The sequence below is a fragment of the Amycolatopsis sp. NPDC104863 genome (assembly GCF_055582965.1).
The window spans coordinates 427,373-445,711 of sequence record NZ_JBVJOW010000003.1 but is presented as its reverse complement, the minus strand read 5'-3'; the positions used below and the strand labels follow the sequence as shown (position 1 = coordinate 445,711).

The window sequence follows — 18,339 nt, the reverse complement described above, 5'->3', positions numbered from 1 at the left end:
GCGATCCCTGGGCCTGGGCGCTTTTCCTCTCCTCCCTAACTGCCCGCCACCGGTGTCTCGAGTGACCCGTTGGGGGTGTCTGGCGTCCGCAATGGGTCATTCGCGGCACATCCTCGGCCGCCGCGCGACCCGGCGGCACCCCCCGCAAAGCCGTGAAGGCCGCCTCGAGGGGACTCGAGGCGGCCTTCGCGAACCCGTGCGTCAGCCCTGCTGCTGCTGGGCGATGTGCTCGGCGACGGCGTCGGGCAGCGTGATGGTCAGCGGCGTGCGGACCGGCATCGGCGCGTCCCCGCGGTCGACGATCGTGCGGCGGACGATCTCCCGCAGCACCTCCACCGCCGCCGCGGCCTCCGACTGTGGCCCGGCGATGACCCCGCGCAGCATCCAGCGCGGCCGGTCGATGCCGACGAAGCGCAGCGAGACGTCCCCGACGATGGCCGAGATCTCCAGGCCCCACACACCGCGGCCGATGTTCACCTTCGCGCCGTCGGCCCGCAGCTGGTCGGCCAGCTCGGTGCTGACCTCCCGCCACAGCCCGCCCGTGCGCGGCGCGGCGTAGGCGCTGACCGTGATCTGACCCTGCTCGGTGACGACGTGCACAGCGCGCACGCCCCCGGTCTCCGGGTCCATCTCGACCTGCACCTGGGACCCGTCCGGCACCGGCACCTTCACCGAGCCGAGGTCGATCCGCGGGACGCCGTCGTCCTCGAAGTCCGCGACGTCGAACGGGCCGTCGGAGACGTCCGACAGCTCGCCGTCCTCGTCCTCGTACGCCTCGCCCTCGATCGTGTCGTCGGTCTCGGGCGCGGTGTGCCGTCCGGCGGGCCCGCCCTCGGTCCGCCGCTTGCGTCCGAAAATCCCCACTACTTCTCCGTTCCTTCCCCAGCCCCGGCGCTCGCGGCGAGCGCGTCTGCTCCCAGTGTGGCGTGTCCGCCCGTGGAGCCGTAGCCGCCGGCGCCCCGTTCGGTGGCGTCGAGCTCGGCGACCTCGACGAACTCGGCGTGCTCGACCCGCTGCACGACCAGCTGGGCGATGCGGTCGCCGCGCGCGAGCTTCACCGGGTGCACCGGATCGTGGTTGATCAGGCAGACCTTGATCTCCCCGCGGTACCCCGCGTCGATCGTGCCCGGCGTGTTCACCACCGAGAGGCCGGCCCGGGCCGCGAGGCCCGACCGCGGGTGGACGAACCCCGCGAACCCCGGGGGGAGCGCGATCGCGACACCGGTGCCGACCACCGCGCGTTCCCCGGGTTCGAGGACGATATCCGAGGTCGTGACGAGATCGGCGCCCGCGTCGCCCGGTCGGGCGTAGGCGGGCAGCGGGACATCCGGGTCGAGCCGGGAGAGGAGTACCTGAACGCTGGACACGGGCGGCGAGATTACTCTCTACCCGTGGGTGAATCAGCGAAGACGGCCGCGAGTGCCGCGGTCCGGCACTCCGAGCGGCTCTACGTCCCCTGGTGGGGCTGGCCGCTGCCGGTGCTGGGCGCGATCCTGCTGGCGGCCGAGATCGACCTCGGGTACCCGGGGATCCGGGCGTGGCTGCCGTACGTGATCGCGTTGCCGGTCGTGGTGGCGCTGCTGCTGTCACTCGGCCGGGCCAAGGTCCGCGTCACCGGCGGTGACGAGCCGGAGCTGTGGGTCGGCGACGCGCACCTGCCGCTGCGCTACGCCGGCGAGGTGGAGATCTTCGACAAGGACGCCAAGCGCAAGGCGCTCGGCCGGGACGGCGACCCCGCCGCCTACGTCCTGCACCGCGGCTGGGTCGGCCCGGTCGTGCGGGTCCGCGTGGCCGACGCGGCCGACCCGACGCCGTACTGGCTGTTCAGCACCCGCCACCCCGAGCGGATCGCCGAGCTGCTCAAGGGCGCCTGAACACCCCCGGACATGTGGAAGGGGGCCGGCCTGCCGGCCGGCCCCCTTGTCCCCAGCGCGCTTCGAGCCCTCCCCTGTCCCTCAGGGCTCTCCGTCGCGTCTGTTCGTCCCCTGAACCCCTGTCCGAGATCCCGCGCGGTCAGGCGCAGTCGCGGCAGATCAGGCGTCCGCCGCTCTCCTCGGCCAGCCGGCTGCGGTGGTGCACCAGGAAGCACACGGAGCAGGTGAACTCGTCAGCCTGCTTCGGCACCACCTTCACGGTCATGTCCTCACCGGAAAGCCCGGAGAGGTCGGCACCCGGCAGCTCGAAGTTCTCGGCGGTCGCGTCCTCGTCGACGTCGACGACGCCGGACTGGTTCTCGTTCCGCCGGGCCTTGAGCTCCTCCAACGAGTCTTCGGCCAGCTCGTCGGCTTCGCTGCGGCGCGGAGCGTCGTAGTCGGTAGCCATGTGTCCCTCACCCCTGCGATCAGCTTGTGTAGTCGTTTTCCCGGACCCCCGGGTGCGCCCGTGAGTCCGCCGTGCCGCTGGTCAACGTTCCAGGGCCGCTGTTTGTGCCCGACGGCCGGAGTGACCGAGGTCTCTCTCGTTTTGGGCCTCGTCCTGCGGCCGGAGCCCGGGAAGGGTAGCTCACGCCCGCGACGGTTCTGCAACGAGTCAGACATTGCCCGGCAATCGTCACCCGACAGGGGGAACCCGCAGGTAAGACGCGTTGTCGTCCATTCGGGTTGCCCCCGGGTGGAGAACTTCACGCGCGGCCCGTGTCCGCTTGCTCCGGCGGTCCCCGCCGTGGTGCGATCGCCGCACGGGGCCACGGGCGGGCACGGGGGTGACCCGGAAGGCCGCGCGGCGGTCGCAGCGCCTAGGCTCATCGGCCACGACGGTGCCGTGCGCACCGGTCGGTTTCGGGTTCGGGAAGGGACGGGCAGGTGGCGTCGGGGAACGGCATCGGGGACCGTGGGGCGCGGCCGTATCGCAAGCACAAGCCGCTGCCGGCGCTGATCGTGATCGGCGTGCTGGCCCTCGGCGCGATCATCGTGTGGATCAACGCGGCAGTCGGCAAGGGCGACGTCGACGAGGCCGTCCGCTGCGACCCGCCGGCCAGCCCGCCACCGGGCGTCACGCTGAACACCCTCCCCCACACCGCGCTCGACGACCGAGCGCCCGTGCCGCCGGACAAGGTCGCGGTGAAGGTCCTCAACGCGTCCGGCAGCCGCGGCCAGGGCGGCATCGCGACGACGGCGCTCAAGGAGCTCGGCTTCACCGGCGCGGGCGAACCGGCCAACGACCCGGCGTACGAGGGCCGCGAGGCCAAGTGCCGCGGCCAGATCCGCTTCGGCGAGAACGGCGTCACGGCGGCCCGGACGATCAGCCTGGTGGTGCCGTGCGCCGAGCTGGTCCAGGACAACCGCAAGGACGCGAGCGTCGACCTGGTGACGGGCACCCTCTTCGGCGACCTGCGGCCCCGTGCGGAAGCCCGCCAGATCCTCACCCAGCTCGCCGACTGGTCGAAGGCCCACCAGGGCGGCGGCAGCAACGAGCAGTCGGCCGGCGGGCAGGCCCCGGTGATCGACCAGACCCTGCTGGCCTCGGCCCGCGACGTCGCCTGCTGACCCACCCGGCCGCGGGGGCGCCCCCGTTTTCCACGCTACCGGCGGGCACCGACAGTTCCGGCCGCCGAGCGCCGCGAATGACCCATTCGCGACGCCAGACGTCCCCAATGCCCCATTCGCGACCGCCCAGCCGCGCCGCTCAAACCTCCCCAGCGCCGCAGTCGGCCAGCACCTTCAGCAGCGGGTCCGCGATCGCCGGAGACGCCGCATACGTCGCATCCGCACCGAGCTCCGGCGCCGAACCCGGCAGCCACACCCGCGCGCCCGCCTCCGCCGCGATCAGCGCTCCCGCGGCCCAGTCCCAGCGGTGCAGCCCGTGCTCGACGTACGCGTCCAGCCAGCCCGCCGCCACCGCGCACAGGTCCAGCGACGCCGCCCCGTTGCGCCGGATGTCCCGGACCCGCCCGAGCAGCTCCGCCGCGAACCGCGACTGCCGCCTCCGCCGTTCGGCCGAGTACGCGAACCCCGTCCCGACCAGCGTCAGCTCGAGCTGCGAAGGCGCCGACACCGCCAGCCGGCGGCCGTCCAGGAACGCGCCGTGGCCGCGCGCCGCCGACCACACCCGGCCGCTCGCCGGCTCGACCACCGCGCCGGCCACGGACTCGCCGGCGACCTGGGCCGCCACCGACACCGCGAACCAGGGCAGGCCGTAGAGGAAGTTCACCGTGCCGTCGATCGGGTCGACGACCCAGGTGACGCCGTCACCGGCCTCGCCGCCGCCCTCCTCGCCAAGCACCGGCTCCCCCGGGCGCAGCTCGGCCAGCCTCGCCCGCACGAGCCGTTCCGACTCGTGGTCCACCGCGGTCACCACGTCGGTCGCCGCGGACTTGGTGTCCACAGCGACCGCGCGACCGCCCGCCATCCCCTCCCAGGCCTCGCGGACCAGCTCGGCGGCTTCCGTCGCGACCTGCTCCGCGACGCTTTTCAGCAACGACTCGTCAACTCCCACGTCCGCCATGTCACCACATCCGGTTAAAGTCTCCGAGGCAGGCTTCTGAATCGTGCGAGAAGGGACCACGTCCGTGGTGGAGGCGACCCGCCGAGGTTTCGGCATCGACATCGGCGGCAGCGGGATCAAGGGCGCCTTGGTCGACCTGGAAAAGGGCCAGCTCATCGGCGACCGGATCCGGATCGAGACGCCTAAGCCGTCCACCCCGTCGGCGGTGGCCGACGTCGTGCACGACATCGTCACGCAGGCGGCGTGGGACGGCCCGGTCGGCGTGACGCTGCCGGCCGTCGTGAAGAAGGGCGTCGCGCACACCGCGGCCAACATCGACAAGCAGTGGATCGGCACCGACGCGGACGCGCTGTTCGCCAAGCGGATCGGCCGCGGCGTCGACCAGATCGCGATGCTGAACGACGCCGACGCGGCCGGCATGGCCGAGATCCGCTTCGGCGACCCGGTCGCGCGCAAGGGCGTCACCGCGCTGCTGACCTTCGGCACCGGGATCGGCAGCGCGGTGTTCCAGGACGGCAAGCTCGTCCCGAACACCGAGTTCGGCCACCTGGAGATCGACGGGCACGACGCGGAGAAGCGCGCGGCGGCCTCGGTGAAGGACAACGAGGGCCTGTCCTACCCCGATTGGGCCAAGCGGGTGCACCGTTATCTGACCGTGCTCGAAAACCTCATCTGGCCCGATCTGTTCATCGTCGGCGGCGGGGTCAGCAAGAAGGCCGAGAAATGGGTGCCGCTGCTGGACATCCGCACTCCGGTGCTGGTCGCGACGCTGCAGAACAACGCCGGGATCGTCGGCGCGGCGGCCGCCGCGGCCGAGGGCATCGAGCACTAGAACGGCCGCCGTCCGCCCGCCCCGGCGGGCCGGAAGGTGATCGCTTCGCGACGCATGCGCGTACCGTCGTTACAATGGAACACGGCCCACGGCTGCGGAGGCCAAAACCGCAGGCCGAGGCGTGATCCCCGAATGTGAGGCAGCAGTGGCCCCGTGCCGTTGCTCGTCATGATCGACCGCTGCGAAAGGGCGTAAGTGGCAGCCGCAAGAACCGCAACCCGAGGCGGGACGAAGACAGCGACCGCAGCCGGCGAGCCGGCCGAAGAGGCAGCCACCGGGACGGCGAAGCCAGCGGCGCGCAAGACCACCACCGCGAAGAAGGCTCCGGCCAAGAAGGCTCCGGCGAAGAAGCCTGCGACCAAGGGCGCCAAGACCGAAGACGGCGAGCCCGACGGTCCGGCCGAGATCGACGAGGCCGAGCTCGACTCGCCCGACCTGTCGGACCTGGAAGAGGTCGAGGTCGACGTCGTCGACGAGACCGTCAACGACGAGCCGGACGCCGGCTCGGCGGATGACGACGACGATGACGACGACGAGTCGGACGAGGAGACCCCGGCGCAGCGCCGTCGCGGCGCGGCCGCCGACAAGGCGGCCGCCGCCAAGAGCTCCGACAACCCGGACTTCGTCTGGGACGAGGAGGAGTCGGAGGCCCTGCGCCAGGCGCGCAAGGACGCCGAGCTCACCGCGTCGGCCGACTCCGTGCGGGCCTACCTCAAGCAGATCGGCAAGGTCGCGCTGCTGAACGCGGAGGAGGAGGTGGAGCTGGCCAAGCGGATCGAGGCCGGGCTCTACGCCGCCGAGCGCGTGCGCACCGCCGAGGAGGAGGGCGAGAAGCTCGTCACCCAGATGCGCCGCGATCTCAAGTGGATCGTGCGTGACGGCGAGCGCGCCAAGAACCACCTGCTCGAGGCGAACCTCCGGCTCGTCGTTTCGCTGGCCAAGCGCTACACCGGCCGCGGCATGGCGTTCCTGGACCTCATCCAGGAGGGCAACCTCGGCCTGATCCGCGCGGTGGAGAAGTTCGACTACACCAAGGGCTACAAGTTCTCGACGTACGCCACGTGGTGGATCCGCCAGGCGATCACCCGCGCGATGGCCGACCAGGCCCGCACCATCCGCATCCCGGTGCACATGGTCGAGGTCATCAACAAGCTCGGCCGTATACAGCGCGAACTCCTGCAGGACCTCGGCCGCGAGCCGACGCCCGAGGAGCTCGCCAAGGAGATGGACATCTCCCCGGAGAAGGTCCTCGAGATCCAGCAGTACGCGCGTGAGCCGATCTCGCTCGACCAGACGATCGGCGACGAGGGCGACTCGCAGCTCGGTGACTTCATCGAGGACTCCGAAGCGGTCGTCGCGGTCGACGCGGTGTCGTTCACGCTGCTGCAGGACCAGCTCCAGTCGGTGCTGCAGACGCTGTCCGAGCGCGAGGCGGGCGTGGTCCGGCTGCGCTTCGGCCTCACGGACGGCCAGCCGCGCACGCTCGACGAGATCGGCCAGGTGTACGGGGTGACCCGTGAGCGCATCCGGCAGATCGAGTCGAAGACGATGTCGAAGCTGCGTCACCCGTCGCGGTCGCAGGTGCTGCGGGACTACCTGGACTGATTTTCCTTACGGGACAACGAAGAACCCCGCCACCTCGGGTGGCGGGGTTCTTCCGCGTTCAGGCCCGGCCGGTGTTTGAGCGCAGAGCGAGCCAAAGATTGATCTGCAGAAGCTCCGTCGGACTCGGTTGTCGAACGAAGCTCGACCCTCTACCGGTTTCACGGAGCCAATCGCTCACTTCCGCCCACAACCACACACCGCCGGCGACGAGGTGGTACGGCTTCGGGAAAGGGTGTTCCGTTTCTTCCTGTATCCAACGGCTTACAACGTCTTCTGCCACCTCTAAACGATCTGCGACATCAGCGAGGGTCATGAGGTCTTCGCAACACCTCACGACGTGGACACCGGGGACCACCTCCAGGTCTCTTACGACCTGTCTGGCCACACCCACGACGTCATCGCCGTCCGCGGTCACCGTGACCACCGTCAACCCGCCGAACGCGGCCGTGAACACAGCATGATCCTCGTGAATGCGCAACACGGTCTCGTCAGGCAGGTCATTCACGGCAAAGATCAACTCGAACTGACCCATCCTCCGCCTTCCCGACAGCAACGGGAGCGTCAAGTTACCATCGCCGCTCAAACGTCGAGCGGCATGATCACCCGTTCCGGGGCCTGGATCGCTTGTCCAAGGCATGGCGATCAGGACAGTACTTGACCATCCGTCGAACGCGGCTCGCTTCCCCCTCCGGATTCGGAGGCGTGCCGCTGACCGAGATCCTCATGCCTAGTTTAGGCGGGCACGGGCAGCGCAGGAGAATCGCATGGCCGCCGGCCTGCACAGTCCACCCCAGCCTGACCGCCTCCTCGATGGCGAGGTTGATCTCTTTGTGTTTGTGATACTTGACCACGCAACCCCCTGGTGGGCTGTTCGAGTCCGCTGCGTGACCGAGGAAGGCAAGCTTCTTCCCAGGGGGTATCGCGACAACAGCGGGCGCTGATGATGAGAAGTTCGTTCAAGGCAGGTAACGGCTAGACGACGGAGTCCTCGGAGTTGCCGCGGACGAGCCGTCCTGCTTTCGTTTCCGGCTTCGTGACCGCTTGCACCGCGCGCGTGATCGACTCCTTGCCGGAGCCCGCGGACATGGTGGCGACCTTGTCCTTCACCGTGACCTTGCCACCGATTCCCTGCCACGCCTCGGAGACCATCCAGTTGACCTCGTCCAAAGTGGCTCGCGCGGCTTCGATGGCGGGTTCGTCGTCGCGGTAGAACGCCGAGCCGAGGCTGGCGAGCGCAACCCTGACCGCGATCGTCCTGACCACCCGCGATCGGTCGGCAAGAACGGCGTGTCCGCCGAAGTGGGCGAAGATTTCGCCGAACCAGGTGACGGCGGCCTTGTGCAACCGGTCGAAGTCGACACCGTCCCAGGAGTCTGCTCGTTTTGACTTTTGCAACGCCTTGTTCGGGCCGAGGACGATCGCCTTGACCATTTGCTCGGCGTGGGTGAGCAGGATCCATTCGCCCAGGTTCTGATGGGTGGTGGTCAGCTGCCGGCCCGTCGTCGCGTATTTGATGCCCAGCTCGTCGAAGATCTTCTTCGCTGCCGCGATCCACTTGTTCCGCGGGTCGATGTTCGCCTTGGTGATCGTGTCGACCGGCGTTCCTTCGTAGTTGAGGTCGACGAACATCTGCGCGGCTTGTTCCTCGGTCACCCCGTGATAGATCTCGACCGTGACCAACTGCTTCAGCAGCTTGTCCTTCAGCGTGGCGGAGACCTTTTGGTCGGCGTTGATATAGAGGCAGGCGAGATGACGGCACTCGCCATCCGCCAGCGCTCCTCGCCCCAGGTGCCCGTAGCCATAGGTGAACCAGGGACTCTCCAGTCCATTGACGGCGGTAGGGTTGTCCAGTTCCTTCATACGATCGGGCCAGACAGAGACAAAGCCGGGAAGAACACCGAACGCCTCCTCCGGGCTGACCGCGAACTGCTCCTGCATGTAGGTGCGCAAGGCGCCGCGGGTGTTGATCATCTTGGCCGTCGGGACGAATCGCTCGACCAGAACCGACTCACCGGCAACACTGCGACGCTCGGTTGCCTTCTTCTCAAAGGGACGCTGGATGCGTCGCCGGAATGCGGCTAATTGCTGCGTGTGCGAGTCGACAGGGAGACCCTCTTTAACATCTCGCAGGGCCTGCTCAAGGACAAGACCCGAGACATGCTGTTCCAGAACCCAGCCCAGCGTCGTGACAGTCGTGAAGTGAAAGTCGCTTCGACGAATTCCGGTGATCATCTTCGGAACGAGCACTACCCCCTGCTTTCCTCAAGTATGCGCGAAATAGTGCCGTACCAAGGTTGTGACGTCAAGTACTCGAGAGGTACTCGAGCGCCCGCCAGAATCTCCTCTACTTGTACTCGAGGTCTCCCGGAAGCTGGTTTACGCTGGTCAGGCGAACCTTTTATCATGCACCGGATCTGCTGAGGCATGACCGCCTACCATCCGATCGAGTGACGGAGTAACACTCTTCGGCCGGGCGAGGACCCCGGTCAGGGGACAGCCAGACCGCGCTCCCGCAGCGACTGCTCGACGCGCAGCCGTTCGATCTCGCGGTCCATCCCCTCGGGCAGCTCCTCGAGCCGGTGCGGGACGCCGACCTGGCGGCAGGCCTGGGTGAGGAGCTCGTCGTACGCCTGCCGCGTGCCGAAGCGGCGCGCGGCCGGGGTGCCGGAGGGGTAGCCGGCGAGGAGGCGGTGCACGCGGCGCAGGTCCGCGGCGACCCGTTCGATCGGCGGGCCCTGGGGCTGGGGCTTCACGCGCTTCTCGCGGATCCACCGCAGGATCGCGGGGAAGCGCAGCGCGCACCAAAAGAGCACCGTGGGAGCGATGCAGACCACGGCGAACAGGATCAGGTTCGCGAGGACGCCGCCGGCGCCGGCCATGACCTCATGGTAAGGCCGCGAGGCCGGTTCGGGGACCCCTCCCGGGCGGTCGACGGTAGAACCGTTCCACCACGACCGCGGGGAGGACCGACTGTGCCGTGCGCGGTGGCGCTCGCCCTCGGCCTGGGCGCGGCGGCCCTGGCCTGGGCCATCTCCGTCCTGGGTGACGGCGCCTGGCTGCTGGGTGTCGCCGCCGCGGTGGCGCTCGTCGTGGGGACGGCCCACGCCACGGCCCGGGCCCGCGGAGTGCTGCCGCGGGTGCGGCTGGCGCGGGTGCGCCGCCGGCTCCACGCGGCCGGACGTCACCCGGAGCACGTCTACGCCGGGCACGACCGGGGCCGGACCAGGGCGAAGCACCTCGTGTTCCTGGTGCACGAGCCGCGCACCCGCTCACTCGAGCTGCTGGCCTGGGCGCGCGGCCGGCTCGAGCCGCGGTGGCGGACCCGGCTCGCCGAGATCACCGAGGCCAAGGTCGCCCTCGGCGGCACGAGCGGCCGATGGACCGACCAGCCCGCCGAGCTGACCCTCCGCCTCGGCGAAGACGACCCGGTGGTGCTGTGGATCCCGGGTGACCAGCCCGGACTCCTGCACTTCGCCTGGTTCCTGGACGCCTCGGCCCGCCGTCGACGCCGCCGCGCGGCCCGCCGAGCCCGCGAAACCCGCGAAACCGCCCGTGATCAGAGCGCCGACACGCGTGATTAAAGAGTCGACTCGCGTGATTGAGGAGTCAACTCGCGTGATTGAAGGGTCGACACAGCGCCAGGCATCGTGTCGACCCTTCAATCACGCGTGTCGACCTTCTGATCACGCGTGTCGACCTTCCGATCACGCGAGTTCGGGGGTCTCCGGGGGTTCTTCGGTGAGCCAGAGGACTCCGGCCGGGGGGAGCTGGAGGACGGCCGAGGCCGGCTGGCCGTGCCACGGGGACTCCACCGCCTCGACCTCGCCCAGGTTGCCGACGCCGGAGCCGCCGTAGGCCTCGGCGTCGGTGTTGACGACCTCGCGCCAGCGGCCCGCGGACGGCAGGCCGACGCGGTAGTCGTGGTGCGGGACTCCGGCGAAGTTGGCCACGCAGGCCAGCTTCGAGCCGTCCGCGCCGATGCGCAGGAAGCTCAGCACGTTACCGCTGGAGTCGTTGGCGTCGATCCAGCGGAAGCCGTCCGGGGACGTGTCCTGGCTGAACAACGCCGGTGTCGACTTGTACACCGAGTTCAGCGACCGCAGCAGGTCCTGGACGCCGCGGTGCAGCGGCTCCTCCAGGAGGTGCCAGTCCAGCGACCGCTGCTCCGACCACTCCGCGGGCTGCCCGAACTCGCCGCCCATGAACAGCAGCTGCTTGCCCGGGTGCGCCCACATGAACGCCAGCAGCGAGCGCAGCCCGGCCGCCTTGTTCCAGGCGTCACCCGGCATGCGGCCCCACAGGGATCCCTTGCCGTGCACCACTTCGTCGTGCGACAGCGGGAGCACGAAGTTCTCGCTCCACGCGTACACGAGCGAGAACGTCATCTCGTTGTGGTGGTACGCCCGGTGGATCGGCTCGTGCGACAGGTACCGGAGCGTGTCGTGCATCCAGCCCATGTTCCACTTGAAGCCGAACCCGAGCCCGCCCAGGTGCGTCGGGCGCGTGACACCCGGCCACGCCGTCGACTCCTCGGCCACCATGACGATGCCCGGGTGTCGCTTGTAGACGGTCGCGTTCAGCTCCTGCAGGAACTTCACCGCGTCCAGGTTTTCGCGGCCGCCGTACTGGTTCGGCAGCCACTCCCCCTCGTTGCGGGAGTAGTCGAGGTAGAGCATCGAGGCGACGGCGTCGACGCGCAGGCCGTCGAGGTGGAACTCCTCGATCCAGTACAGCGCGTTGGCGACCAGGAAGTTGCGGACCTCGTTGCGGCCGAAGTCGAACACGAGCGTGCCCCAGTCGGGCTGCTCGCCGCGGCGCGGGTCCGCGTGCTCGTACAGCGCGGTGCCGTCGAACTTGGCCAGCGCCCAGCTGTCCTTCGGGAAGTGCGCGGGCACCCAGTCGACGAGCACGCCGATCCCCCGCTGGTGCAGGCGGTCGACGAAGTGGCGGAAGTCGTCCGGGGAGCCGAAGCGGGACGTCGGCGCGTAGTACGACGTCACCTGGTAGCCCCACGAGCCGCCGAACGGGTGCTCCGACACCGGCAGCAGCTCGACGTGCGTGAAGCCGGTCTCGAGCACGTAGTCGCCGAGCTGGTCGGCCAGCTCGCGGTAGTCCAGGCCGGGCCGCCACGACCCGAGGTGGACCTCGTAGACGCTCATCGGCGCCGCGGCCCACTGGGTCGCCTCGCGCTGGGCGACCCACTCGTCGTCTTCCCACGTGTGCGCGGCGGTGGTGACGACCGACGCCGTCGCCGGCGGCTGCTCGGTGCCGAACGCCATCGGGTCGGCCTTCTCGCGCCAGTTGCCGTCGGCGCCGAGGATGCGGAACTTGTAACAGGTCCCCGCGCCGACGCCGGGGACGAACAGCTCCCAGATCCCGGACGAGCCGAGCGAGCGCATCGCGTGCCCGCGCCCGTCCCAGCCGTTGAAGTCGCCGATCACGCGGATGCCGCGGGCGTTCGGCGCCCACACCGCGAACGACGTGCCCTCGACGTCGCCGTTCGGCGTCTCGTACGACCGGACGTGCGCGCCGAGCGCCTCCCAGAGCCGCTCGTGCCGGCCTTCGCCGATCAGGTGCAGGTCCAGCTCGCCGACCGTGGGCAGCCAGCGGTACGGGTCGTCGGCGGTGACGGTGTGCCCGTCGTACTCGACCTCCAGCCGGTAGTCACCGGGGTGCTCCGGCACGGCGACGGCGAACAGCGCGTCGATCACCGGCTCCATCGGGTACCGGCGCTCCCCCGCGCGCAGCGTCACGGCCTTGGCGCCGGGCAGCAGCGCGCGAGCCGCGAAGCCCGTGCCGACGGCGTGCACGCCCAGCACCGAGTGCGGGTCGTGGTGGGACCCGGCGAGCAGCCGGTCGATGTCCGCGGCCGGCGGGGCCGCGGCCGGGAAGCCTTCCGGAACCGCGTTCACGGTGTCATCCCTCTCCGCTAGTGATCCGGGCGATCGAAGCGAGCGGCACACCCAGCCAGTCCGGCCGGTTGGCGTGCTCGTAGCCCACTTCGTAGACCGCCTTGTCCAGTTCGAAGGCGCGCAGCAGCTCGCCCTGGTCGCGCGGGTCGGCCGCGACCGCGGCGTAGCCCTCGCAGAACGCGGCCCGGTTGCGGTCGGACCACTCCTGGGCCCGCTCGGCCAGCGCCGGCTCGTCCGGCTGCCCGACCAGCAGCTGCTGGGCCGCGTAGTCGAACGACCTCAGCATGCCCGCCACGTCGCGCAACGGCGACCGCAGCGCGTGCCGCTCCTCCACCGGGGCCGCCGGCTCGCCCTCGAAGTCGATCAGCAGCCAGCCCGTGACGGTCCGCAGCACCTGGCCGAGGTGCAGGTCGCCGTGGATGTACTGCATGGTCACCGAGTCCGCGGGCAGGGTGCGCAGCGTCTCGAACGCCGCCCGCAGCCCCGGGGCGTGCTCCGCCAGCTCCGGCACGCGCGCGGCGAGGGTGTCCAGCCGGGCGACCATCGCCTTCATCGTGCGTTCCAGCTCGTCGGCGTCGACCGCCTCGGTGCCGAGCGCCTCGGCCAGGTCCGCGTGCACCTCGGCGACCGCGCGCCCGAGCCGCTCGGCCTCGCCCGCGAAGTCGCCGCCGACCTCTTCGGCGTGCAGCTCCGGCGCGGCCATCAGGTCGCGGACGCTGGTGGTGGCCATCGCCCAGCCGTCGACGGCGTCCGGGACGAACTGCTGCAGCATGCCGACCGTGGTCGGCTCGCCGCCGAGGTCGCCGGTGACCGAGCCGAGCACCTGCGCGATGTGCTTGCTGCCGACGCCCTGCAGCGCCCGGTGCAGCAGCAGGTCCTTGTTCTTGCCCGGGGTGAGCTTGCGGAACAGCTTGAGGATGTACTGGCCGCCGTAGACCAGCGAGGTGTTGCTCTGCTCCGACGTGATCGGCCGCGCCCGCAGGCCGGTCTCCAGCTCGACCCCCGGCTCGTGCTCGAACACGAGCGAGCCCACGCGGCCCTCCCGCGCCATCAGGTCCAGCAGGACACCGGTGACGTCGAGGTCGCCGGACGCCTCGTAGGCGTTGAGGTCGCCGCCGGCGCCGATCCAGCTGCCCGAGGAGATCTCCGGCGGGTGCGTCCGCCGGCCCAGGAGCAGCTGGTAGGGCTCCCGCCGGTCATCCTGGGCGACCTCGATCACCACGTGCAGCAGCTGGGGGTCGCCTTCGACCAGCTCGGTCACGCCGAGCGGCCGGACGGCGGTCACCGGCCGGTCCTTTCCGGCGAACCAGCGCTGCTCGGGCAGCCAGCGCTTCAGGTCACCGGTCAGTTCGTCGACCAGCTCGCGCGGGTCGGACAAGGGACTCACCTCGTTTCGCCTTCGTCTCCCGGGCTCGTCAGCTGGAACCAGTAGAAGCCGTGCCCCGGCAGCGTCAGCAGGTACGACAGGTCCCCGATGCTGGGGAACCGCACGCCACCGGTGAGCTCCACCGGCGTGCACCCGCGGTGCGCGGACAGGTCCAGCTCCACCGGCTGCGGGAACCGGGAGAGGTTGTTCACGCAGAGCACGACGTCTTCGCCGCCGTCCGGGCGCCGCCACTGGCGCTTGTAGGCCAGCACGCTCGGGTTCGACCCGCCGAGGTCGACGAACTCGCCTTCGGCGAACGCGTGGTGCTCCTTGCGCACCTCGATCATCCGCCGGGTCCAGTTCAGCAGCGAGGACGCGTTGTTCGACTGCGCCTCGACGTTCAGGCCCTGGTAGCCGTAGACCGGGTCCATGATCACGGGCAGGTAGATCCGGCCCGGGTCGCACGCCGAGAACCCGGCGTTGCGGTCCGGGGTCCACTGCATGGGGGTGCGCACCGCGTCGCGGTCGCCGAGCCAGATGTTGTCTCCCATGCCGATCTCGTCACCGTAGTACAGAACGGGCGAGCCCGGCAGGGACAACAGCATCGCGGTGAAGAGCTCCTGCTGGTTGCGGTCGTTGTCCAGCAGCGGGGCGAGGCGACGGCGGATGCCGATGTTGGCCTTCATGCGCGGGTCCTTGGCGTACTCCGCGTACATGTAGTCGCGCTCTTCGTCGGTGACCATCTCGAGGGTCAGCTCGTCGTGGTTGCGCAGGAAGATGCCCCACTGGCTGCCGCTGGGGATCTCCGGGGTCTGGGTGAGGATCTCCGAGATCGGGAACCGCGACTCCCGGCGCACCGCCATGAAGATCCGCGGCATCAGCGGGAAGTGGAACGCCATGTGGCACTCGTCGCCGCCGACCGCCGGGTCGCCGAAGTACTCGACGACGTCCGAAGGCCACTGGTTCGCCTCGGCCAGCAGGATCCGGCCCGGGTACTCGTCGTCGACGACCTTGCGGCAGCGCTTGAGGAACTCGTGCGTGCGCGGCAGGTTCTCGCAGTTGGTGCCCTCCTGCTCGAACAGGTACGGCACGGCGTCGAGGCGGAACCCGTCGATGCCCAGGTCGAGCCAGAACCGCAGGGTGTCGATCATCGCGTTCTGGACGTCGACGTTCTCGAAGTTCAGGTCAGGCTGGTGGGAGAAGAACCGGTGCCAGTAGAACTGGCCGCGCACCGGGTCGTAGGTCCAGTTCGACGTCTCGGTGTCGACGAAGATGATCCGCGCGTCGGCGTAGCGGGAGTCGTCGTCGCTCCACACGTAGTAGTCGCCGTACGGGCCGTCCGGGTCCTGGCGGGACTGCTGGAACCACGGGTGCGCGTCGGAGGTGTGGTTGAGCACCAGGTCCGTGATCACGCGGATGCCGCGCCGGTGCGCCTCGTTCAGCAGGAACACGAAGTCCTCGACACTGCCGAACTCCGGCAGCACCGCCCGGAAGTCGCTGATGTCGTACCCGCCGTCGCGCAACGGCGACGCGTAGAACGGCGGCAGCCACAGGCAGTCGATGCCGAGCCACGCCAGGTAGTCCAGCCGGCCGGCCAGGCCGCGCAGGTCGCCGGTGCCGTCGCCGTTCGAGTCGGCGAACGCGCGCACCAGCACTTCGTAGAACACCGCGCCCTTGAACCACTCCGGGTTGCTGGGCGCCTGTTGCGCCGAGCGGAAGTCCCCGGCCTGGGGTTCCACCAGCATGCCATCGGCGGTCATCGCCTCACCGGTGTGCGGGACACCGTCGAGCCCGAGCGCCGCGTCGGGGCGGGCCTCCTCCGCCATGTGCTCCACCTCAGTCCTTCGATCCGTTCCTTCCCTGCTAACCGGCCAGCCGCCGGCGGAGCGACACCACGTGCGCCACGGCCCGCCAGGGCTCGAGCCGCACGAAGTTCGCCGGGCCCCAGTCCCACGTGTCACCGGTGACCTCGTCGTGCGCGATCAGCCGCTCGTGCGCCTCGAACCCGAGCGCGGCCGTGTCGAGCCACAACGTGCCCTCCTGCGGCGCGTACGGGTCGAGGGTGACGACGGTGACCACCGTGTCCCCGGTGGCCGGGTCCTGTTTGGAGTAGGCCAGCAGCGCGTCGTTGTCGACGTGGTGGAAGTGCAGGGTGCGCATCTGCTGCAGCGCGGGGTGCGCGCGGCGGACGGCGTTCAGCTTCGTCAGCCACGGCTCGAGCGAGCGGCCCTCGGCGAGCGCGCGCTCGAAGTCGCGCGGGCGCAGCTGGTACTTCTCGGAGTCGAGGTACTCCTCGCTGCCCTCGCGGACCGGGACGTGCTCGAACAGCTCGTAGCCGGAGTAGACGCCCCACGTCGGCGAGATCGTCGCGGCCAGCGCGGCCCGCAGCGCGAACATGCCGGGCCCGCCGCGCTGCAGCGACTCGTGGAGGATGTCCGGGGTGTTGACGAACAGGTTCGGCCGGCCCTCGTGCCAGTGCTCCCGCAGGTCGATCGCGAAGTCGATCAGCTCCTGTTTGCCGGTGCGCCAGGTGAAGTAGGTGTAGCTCTGCGTGAAGCCGAGCCGGGCCAGGCCCCACAGCCGCGCCGGGCGGGTGAACGCCTCGGCGAGGAAGACGACGTCCGGGTGGGCGTCCTTCACCGACTGGATCAGCCAGGCCCAGAAGTCCGGCGGCTTCGTGTGCGGGTTGTCGACCCGGAAGATCTTGACCCCGTGGTCGATCCACACCGTGATGACCCGCAGCATCTCTTCGTAGACGCCCTTGGGGTCGTTGTCGAAGTTGATCGGGTAGATGTCCTGGTACTTCTTCGGCGGGTTCTCCGCGTAGGCGATCGAACCGTCCGGGCGGGTCGTGAAGAACTCCTGGTTCTTCAGCACCCACGGGTGGTCGGGCGCGGCCTGCAGCGCGAAGTCGAGCGCCACCTCCATGCCCAGCTCCGCGGACCGCGCGACGAACGCGTCGAAGTCGTCGAAGGTGCCGAGGTCCGGGTGGATGGCGTCGTGGCCGCCCTCGTCGGAGCCGATGGCCCACGGCGAGCCGACGTCGTCCGGGGACGCGTCGAGCGTGTTGTTGGGGCCCTTGCGGTTGACCCGGCCGATCGGGTGGACCGGCGGCAGGTAGACGACGTCGAAGCCCATCTTGGCGACGCGGTCGAGCGCGACCGCGGCGGTGGTGAAGGTGCCGTGCACCGCCTTGCCCTCGGCGTCGAGCCCGCCGGTGGACCGGGGGAACAGCTCGTACCAGGAACCGTAGGCGGCGCGCGTGCGGTCGACCCACACCTTGTGCGGCTTGCCCTTGGTGATCAGCTCGCGCACCGGGAACTCGTGCATGAGCTGGCGGATCTCGGGCGAGAGCGCGGGCCCGACCCGCTCGGCGAGGCCGCGTTCTTCGTCGCGCAACGCGGTCAGCGCGCCGACGAGGAGCGCTTTCTCCGCGCGGCGGTCCGGGCGGCGGGAGACGCGCTCCAGCAGCCGGGCGCCGTTCTCGAGGTCGTTGGCGAGGTCTTCGGGACCCTGCCCGGCGGCGACCTTCACCTCGACGGCGTGCTCCCACGTCGCCCAGGGGTCGCCCCAGGCGTCGATGCGGTAGGTCCACATCCCCGTGGTGTCCGGGACGATCACCGCGGCGAACTCGTCCGGATGGTCGGCGCCGCGGGGCGCCATCCGGGTCTGGCGGGTCAGCCGGTCGCCCGGACCGCGCCAGGCGACGGTCGCCGCGACGGCGTCGTGGCCCTCTCGCCAGACGGTCGCGGTGACCGGGATGTGTTCCCCCACAACGGCTTTGGCCGGATACCGGCCGCAGCTCACGCTGGGGGAGACGTCGTCGATGCCGAGCCGGCCGGTCATGGGCAACGCCCCTCGGTGTGTCGGTTGGACGCAGGCGACGCCAGTCTGCCCGACTCGATCAAGCGCCCAGGAGGCAGGGTTCTTTAGTCGAGTACCCAGGCCGGTGCGGCCGAAACGCTTCCGCCACAACGAATTTCCGGCGCGTGTCCGGCAGGTTACGTCCGTGCCGCCCCCCGGCGACGCACCGCGACGACCGACACGCGCACCCGAACGGCCAACACCCGTACCCGAATGGACGACACGCGTACGCCGATGGACGACACGGCGAGGACGCCCGCCCGGCCGCCGTGTCGTCCCGCTGGGTACGCGAGTCGTCCGGCTGGGTACGCGTGTCG

The 18,339-nt window shown here is 70.1% G+C and carries 16 protein-coding genes; 5 read left to right on the top strand and 11 right to left on the bottom strand.

All coding sequences use genetic code 11. The features are described from left to right. Window positions 1–201: 201 nt before the first annotated feature. Window positions 202–864 (bottom strand): DUF3710 domain-containing protein, encoded by a 663-nt coding sequence (locus ACZ63J_RS18730; RefSeq protein ID WP_465337879.1) that lies wholly within the window; start codon window positions 862–864, stop codon window positions 202–204. Then, complete coding sequence (gene dut, locus ACZ63J_RS18725) at window positions 864–1,367, bottom strand: dUTP diphosphatase (protein ID WP_465408647.1); 504 nt, start codon at window positions 1,365–1,367, stop codon at window positions 864–866. The genes ACZ63J_RS18730 and dut overlap by 1 nt, the downstream gene beginning before the upstream one ends. 24 nt (window positions 1,368–1,391) lie before the next feature. On the opposite strand from dut, the gene ACZ63J_RS18720 reads away from it, so the two are divergent. Further along, window positions 1,392–1,874, top strand: coding sequence for a DUF3093 domain-containing protein (locus tag ACZ63J_RS18720; RefSeq protein WP_465307371.1), 483 nt, complete (start codon window positions 1,392–1,394; stop codon window positions 1,872–1,874). Between the two features lie 139 nt (window positions 1,875–2,013). On the opposite strand, the gene ACZ63J_RS18715 is transcribed toward ACZ63J_RS18720, so the two are convergent. Next, window positions 2,014–2,322, bottom strand: coding sequence for a DUF4193 domain-containing protein (locus ACZ63J_RS18715; RefSeq protein WP_086676737.1), 309 nt, complete (start codon window positions 2,320–2,322; stop codon window positions 2,014–2,016). A gap of 479 nt (window positions 2,323–2,801) precedes the next feature. On the opposite strand from ACZ63J_RS18715, the gene cei reads away from it, so the two are divergent. Further along, window positions 2,802–3,485, top strand: coding sequence for an envelope integrity protein Cei (gene cei, locus ACZ63J_RS18710; RefSeq protein WP_465408649.1), 684 nt, complete (start codon window positions 2,802–2,804; stop codon window positions 3,483–3,485). A gap of 139 nt (window positions 3,486–3,624) precedes the next feature. On the opposite strand, the gene ACZ63J_RS18705 is transcribed toward cei, so the two are convergent. After that, window positions 3,625–4,443, bottom strand: a complete 819-nt coding sequence (locus ACZ63J_RS18705) for an inositol monophosphatase family protein (RefSeq protein WP_465408651.1) — start codon at window positions 4,441–4,443, stop codon at window positions 3,625–3,627. 64 nt (window positions 4,444–4,507) lie between these two features. On the opposite strand from ACZ63J_RS18705, the gene ppgK reads away from it, so the two are divergent. Beyond that, entirely contained in the window at window positions 4,508–5,275 is a 768-nt protein-coding gene (ppgK, locus tag ACZ63J_RS18700; protein ID WP_465308246.1) for a polyphosphate--glucose phosphotransferase, read from the top strand. A 195-nt stretch (window positions 5,276–5,470) separates the two neighbouring features. Beyond that, entirely contained in the window at window positions 5,471–6,880 is a 1,410-nt protein-coding gene (locus ACZ63J_RS18695; RefSeq protein WP_465337883.1) for an RNA polymerase sigma factor, read from the top strand. Between the two features lie 58 nt (window positions 6,881–6,938). On the opposite strand, the gene ACZ63J_RS18690 is transcribed toward ACZ63J_RS18695, so the two are convergent. The 3 genes from ACZ63J_RS18690 to ACZ63J_RS18680 all read right to left on the bottom strand — a co-directional run bounded on the left by ACZ63J_RS18690 (window position 6,939) and on the right by ACZ63J_RS18680 (window position 9,759). Beyond that, complete coding sequence (locus ACZ63J_RS18690; protein ID WP_465408653.1) at window positions 6,939–7,412, bottom strand: helix-turn-helix transcriptional regulator; 474 nt, start codon at window positions 7,410–7,412, stop codon at window positions 6,939–6,941. 440 nt (window positions 7,413–7,852) lie between these two features. Then, window positions 7,853–9,127, bottom strand: coding sequence for a hypothetical protein (locus ACZ63J_RS18685; RefSeq protein ID WP_465408655.1), 1,275 nt, complete (start codon window positions 9,125–9,127; stop codon window positions 7,853–7,855). Window positions 9,128–9,366: 239 nt separating this feature from the next. After that, window positions 9,367–9,759, bottom strand: a complete 393-nt coding sequence (locus tag ACZ63J_RS18680; protein WP_465307381.1) for a hypothetical protein — start codon at window positions 9,757–9,759, stop codon at window positions 9,367–9,369. A 93-nt stretch (window positions 9,760–9,852) separates the two neighbouring features. Here ACZ63J_RS18680 and ACZ63J_RS18675 point away from each other — a divergent pair, with 93 nt between their 5' ends. After that, window positions 9,853–10,461: a hypothetical protein gene (locus ACZ63J_RS18675; RefSeq protein WP_465408657.1), complete on the top strand. Its 609-nt coding sequence runs from the start codon at window positions 9,853–9,855 to the stop codon at window positions 10,459–10,461. Between the two features lie 123 nt (window positions 10,462–10,584). On the opposite strand, the gene glgB is transcribed toward ACZ63J_RS18675, so the two are convergent. From glgB to ACZ63J_RS18655, 4 genes are read right to left on the bottom strand one after another with little or no spacing between them, the layout of a single operon-like run. Then, window positions 10,585–12,792 (bottom strand): 1,4-alpha-glucan branching protein GlgB, encoded by a 2,208-nt coding sequence (gene glgB, locus ACZ63J_RS18670; RefSeq protein WP_465408659.1) that lies wholly within the window; start codon window positions 12,790–12,792, stop codon window positions 10,585–10,587. 4 nt (window positions 12,793–12,796) lie between these two features. After that, on the bottom strand, window positions 12,797–14,170 hold the full coding sequence (locus tag ACZ63J_RS18665) for a maltokinase N-terminal cap-like domain-containing protein (protein ID WP_465408660.1): 1,374 nt from the start codon (window positions 14,168–14,170) through the stop codon (window positions 12,797–12,799). Between the two features lie 5 nt (window positions 14,171–14,175). After that, the gene (gene treS, locus ACZ63J_RS18660) at window positions 14,176–15,984 is read right to left on the bottom strand and encodes a maltose alpha-D-glucosyltransferase (RefSeq protein WP_465337889.1); all 1,809 of its coding nucleotides are present in this window, start codon (window positions 15,982–15,984) and stop codon (window positions 14,176–14,178) included. Between the two features lie 37 nt (window positions 15,985–16,021). Continuing rightward, a complete protein-coding gene (locus tag ACZ63J_RS18655; protein WP_465408662.1) occupies window positions 16,022–18,004 on the bottom strand; it encodes a maltotransferase domain-containing protein in 1,983 nt (660 codons plus the stop codon). Between the last annotated feature and the right edge of the window lie 335 nt (window positions 18,005–18,339).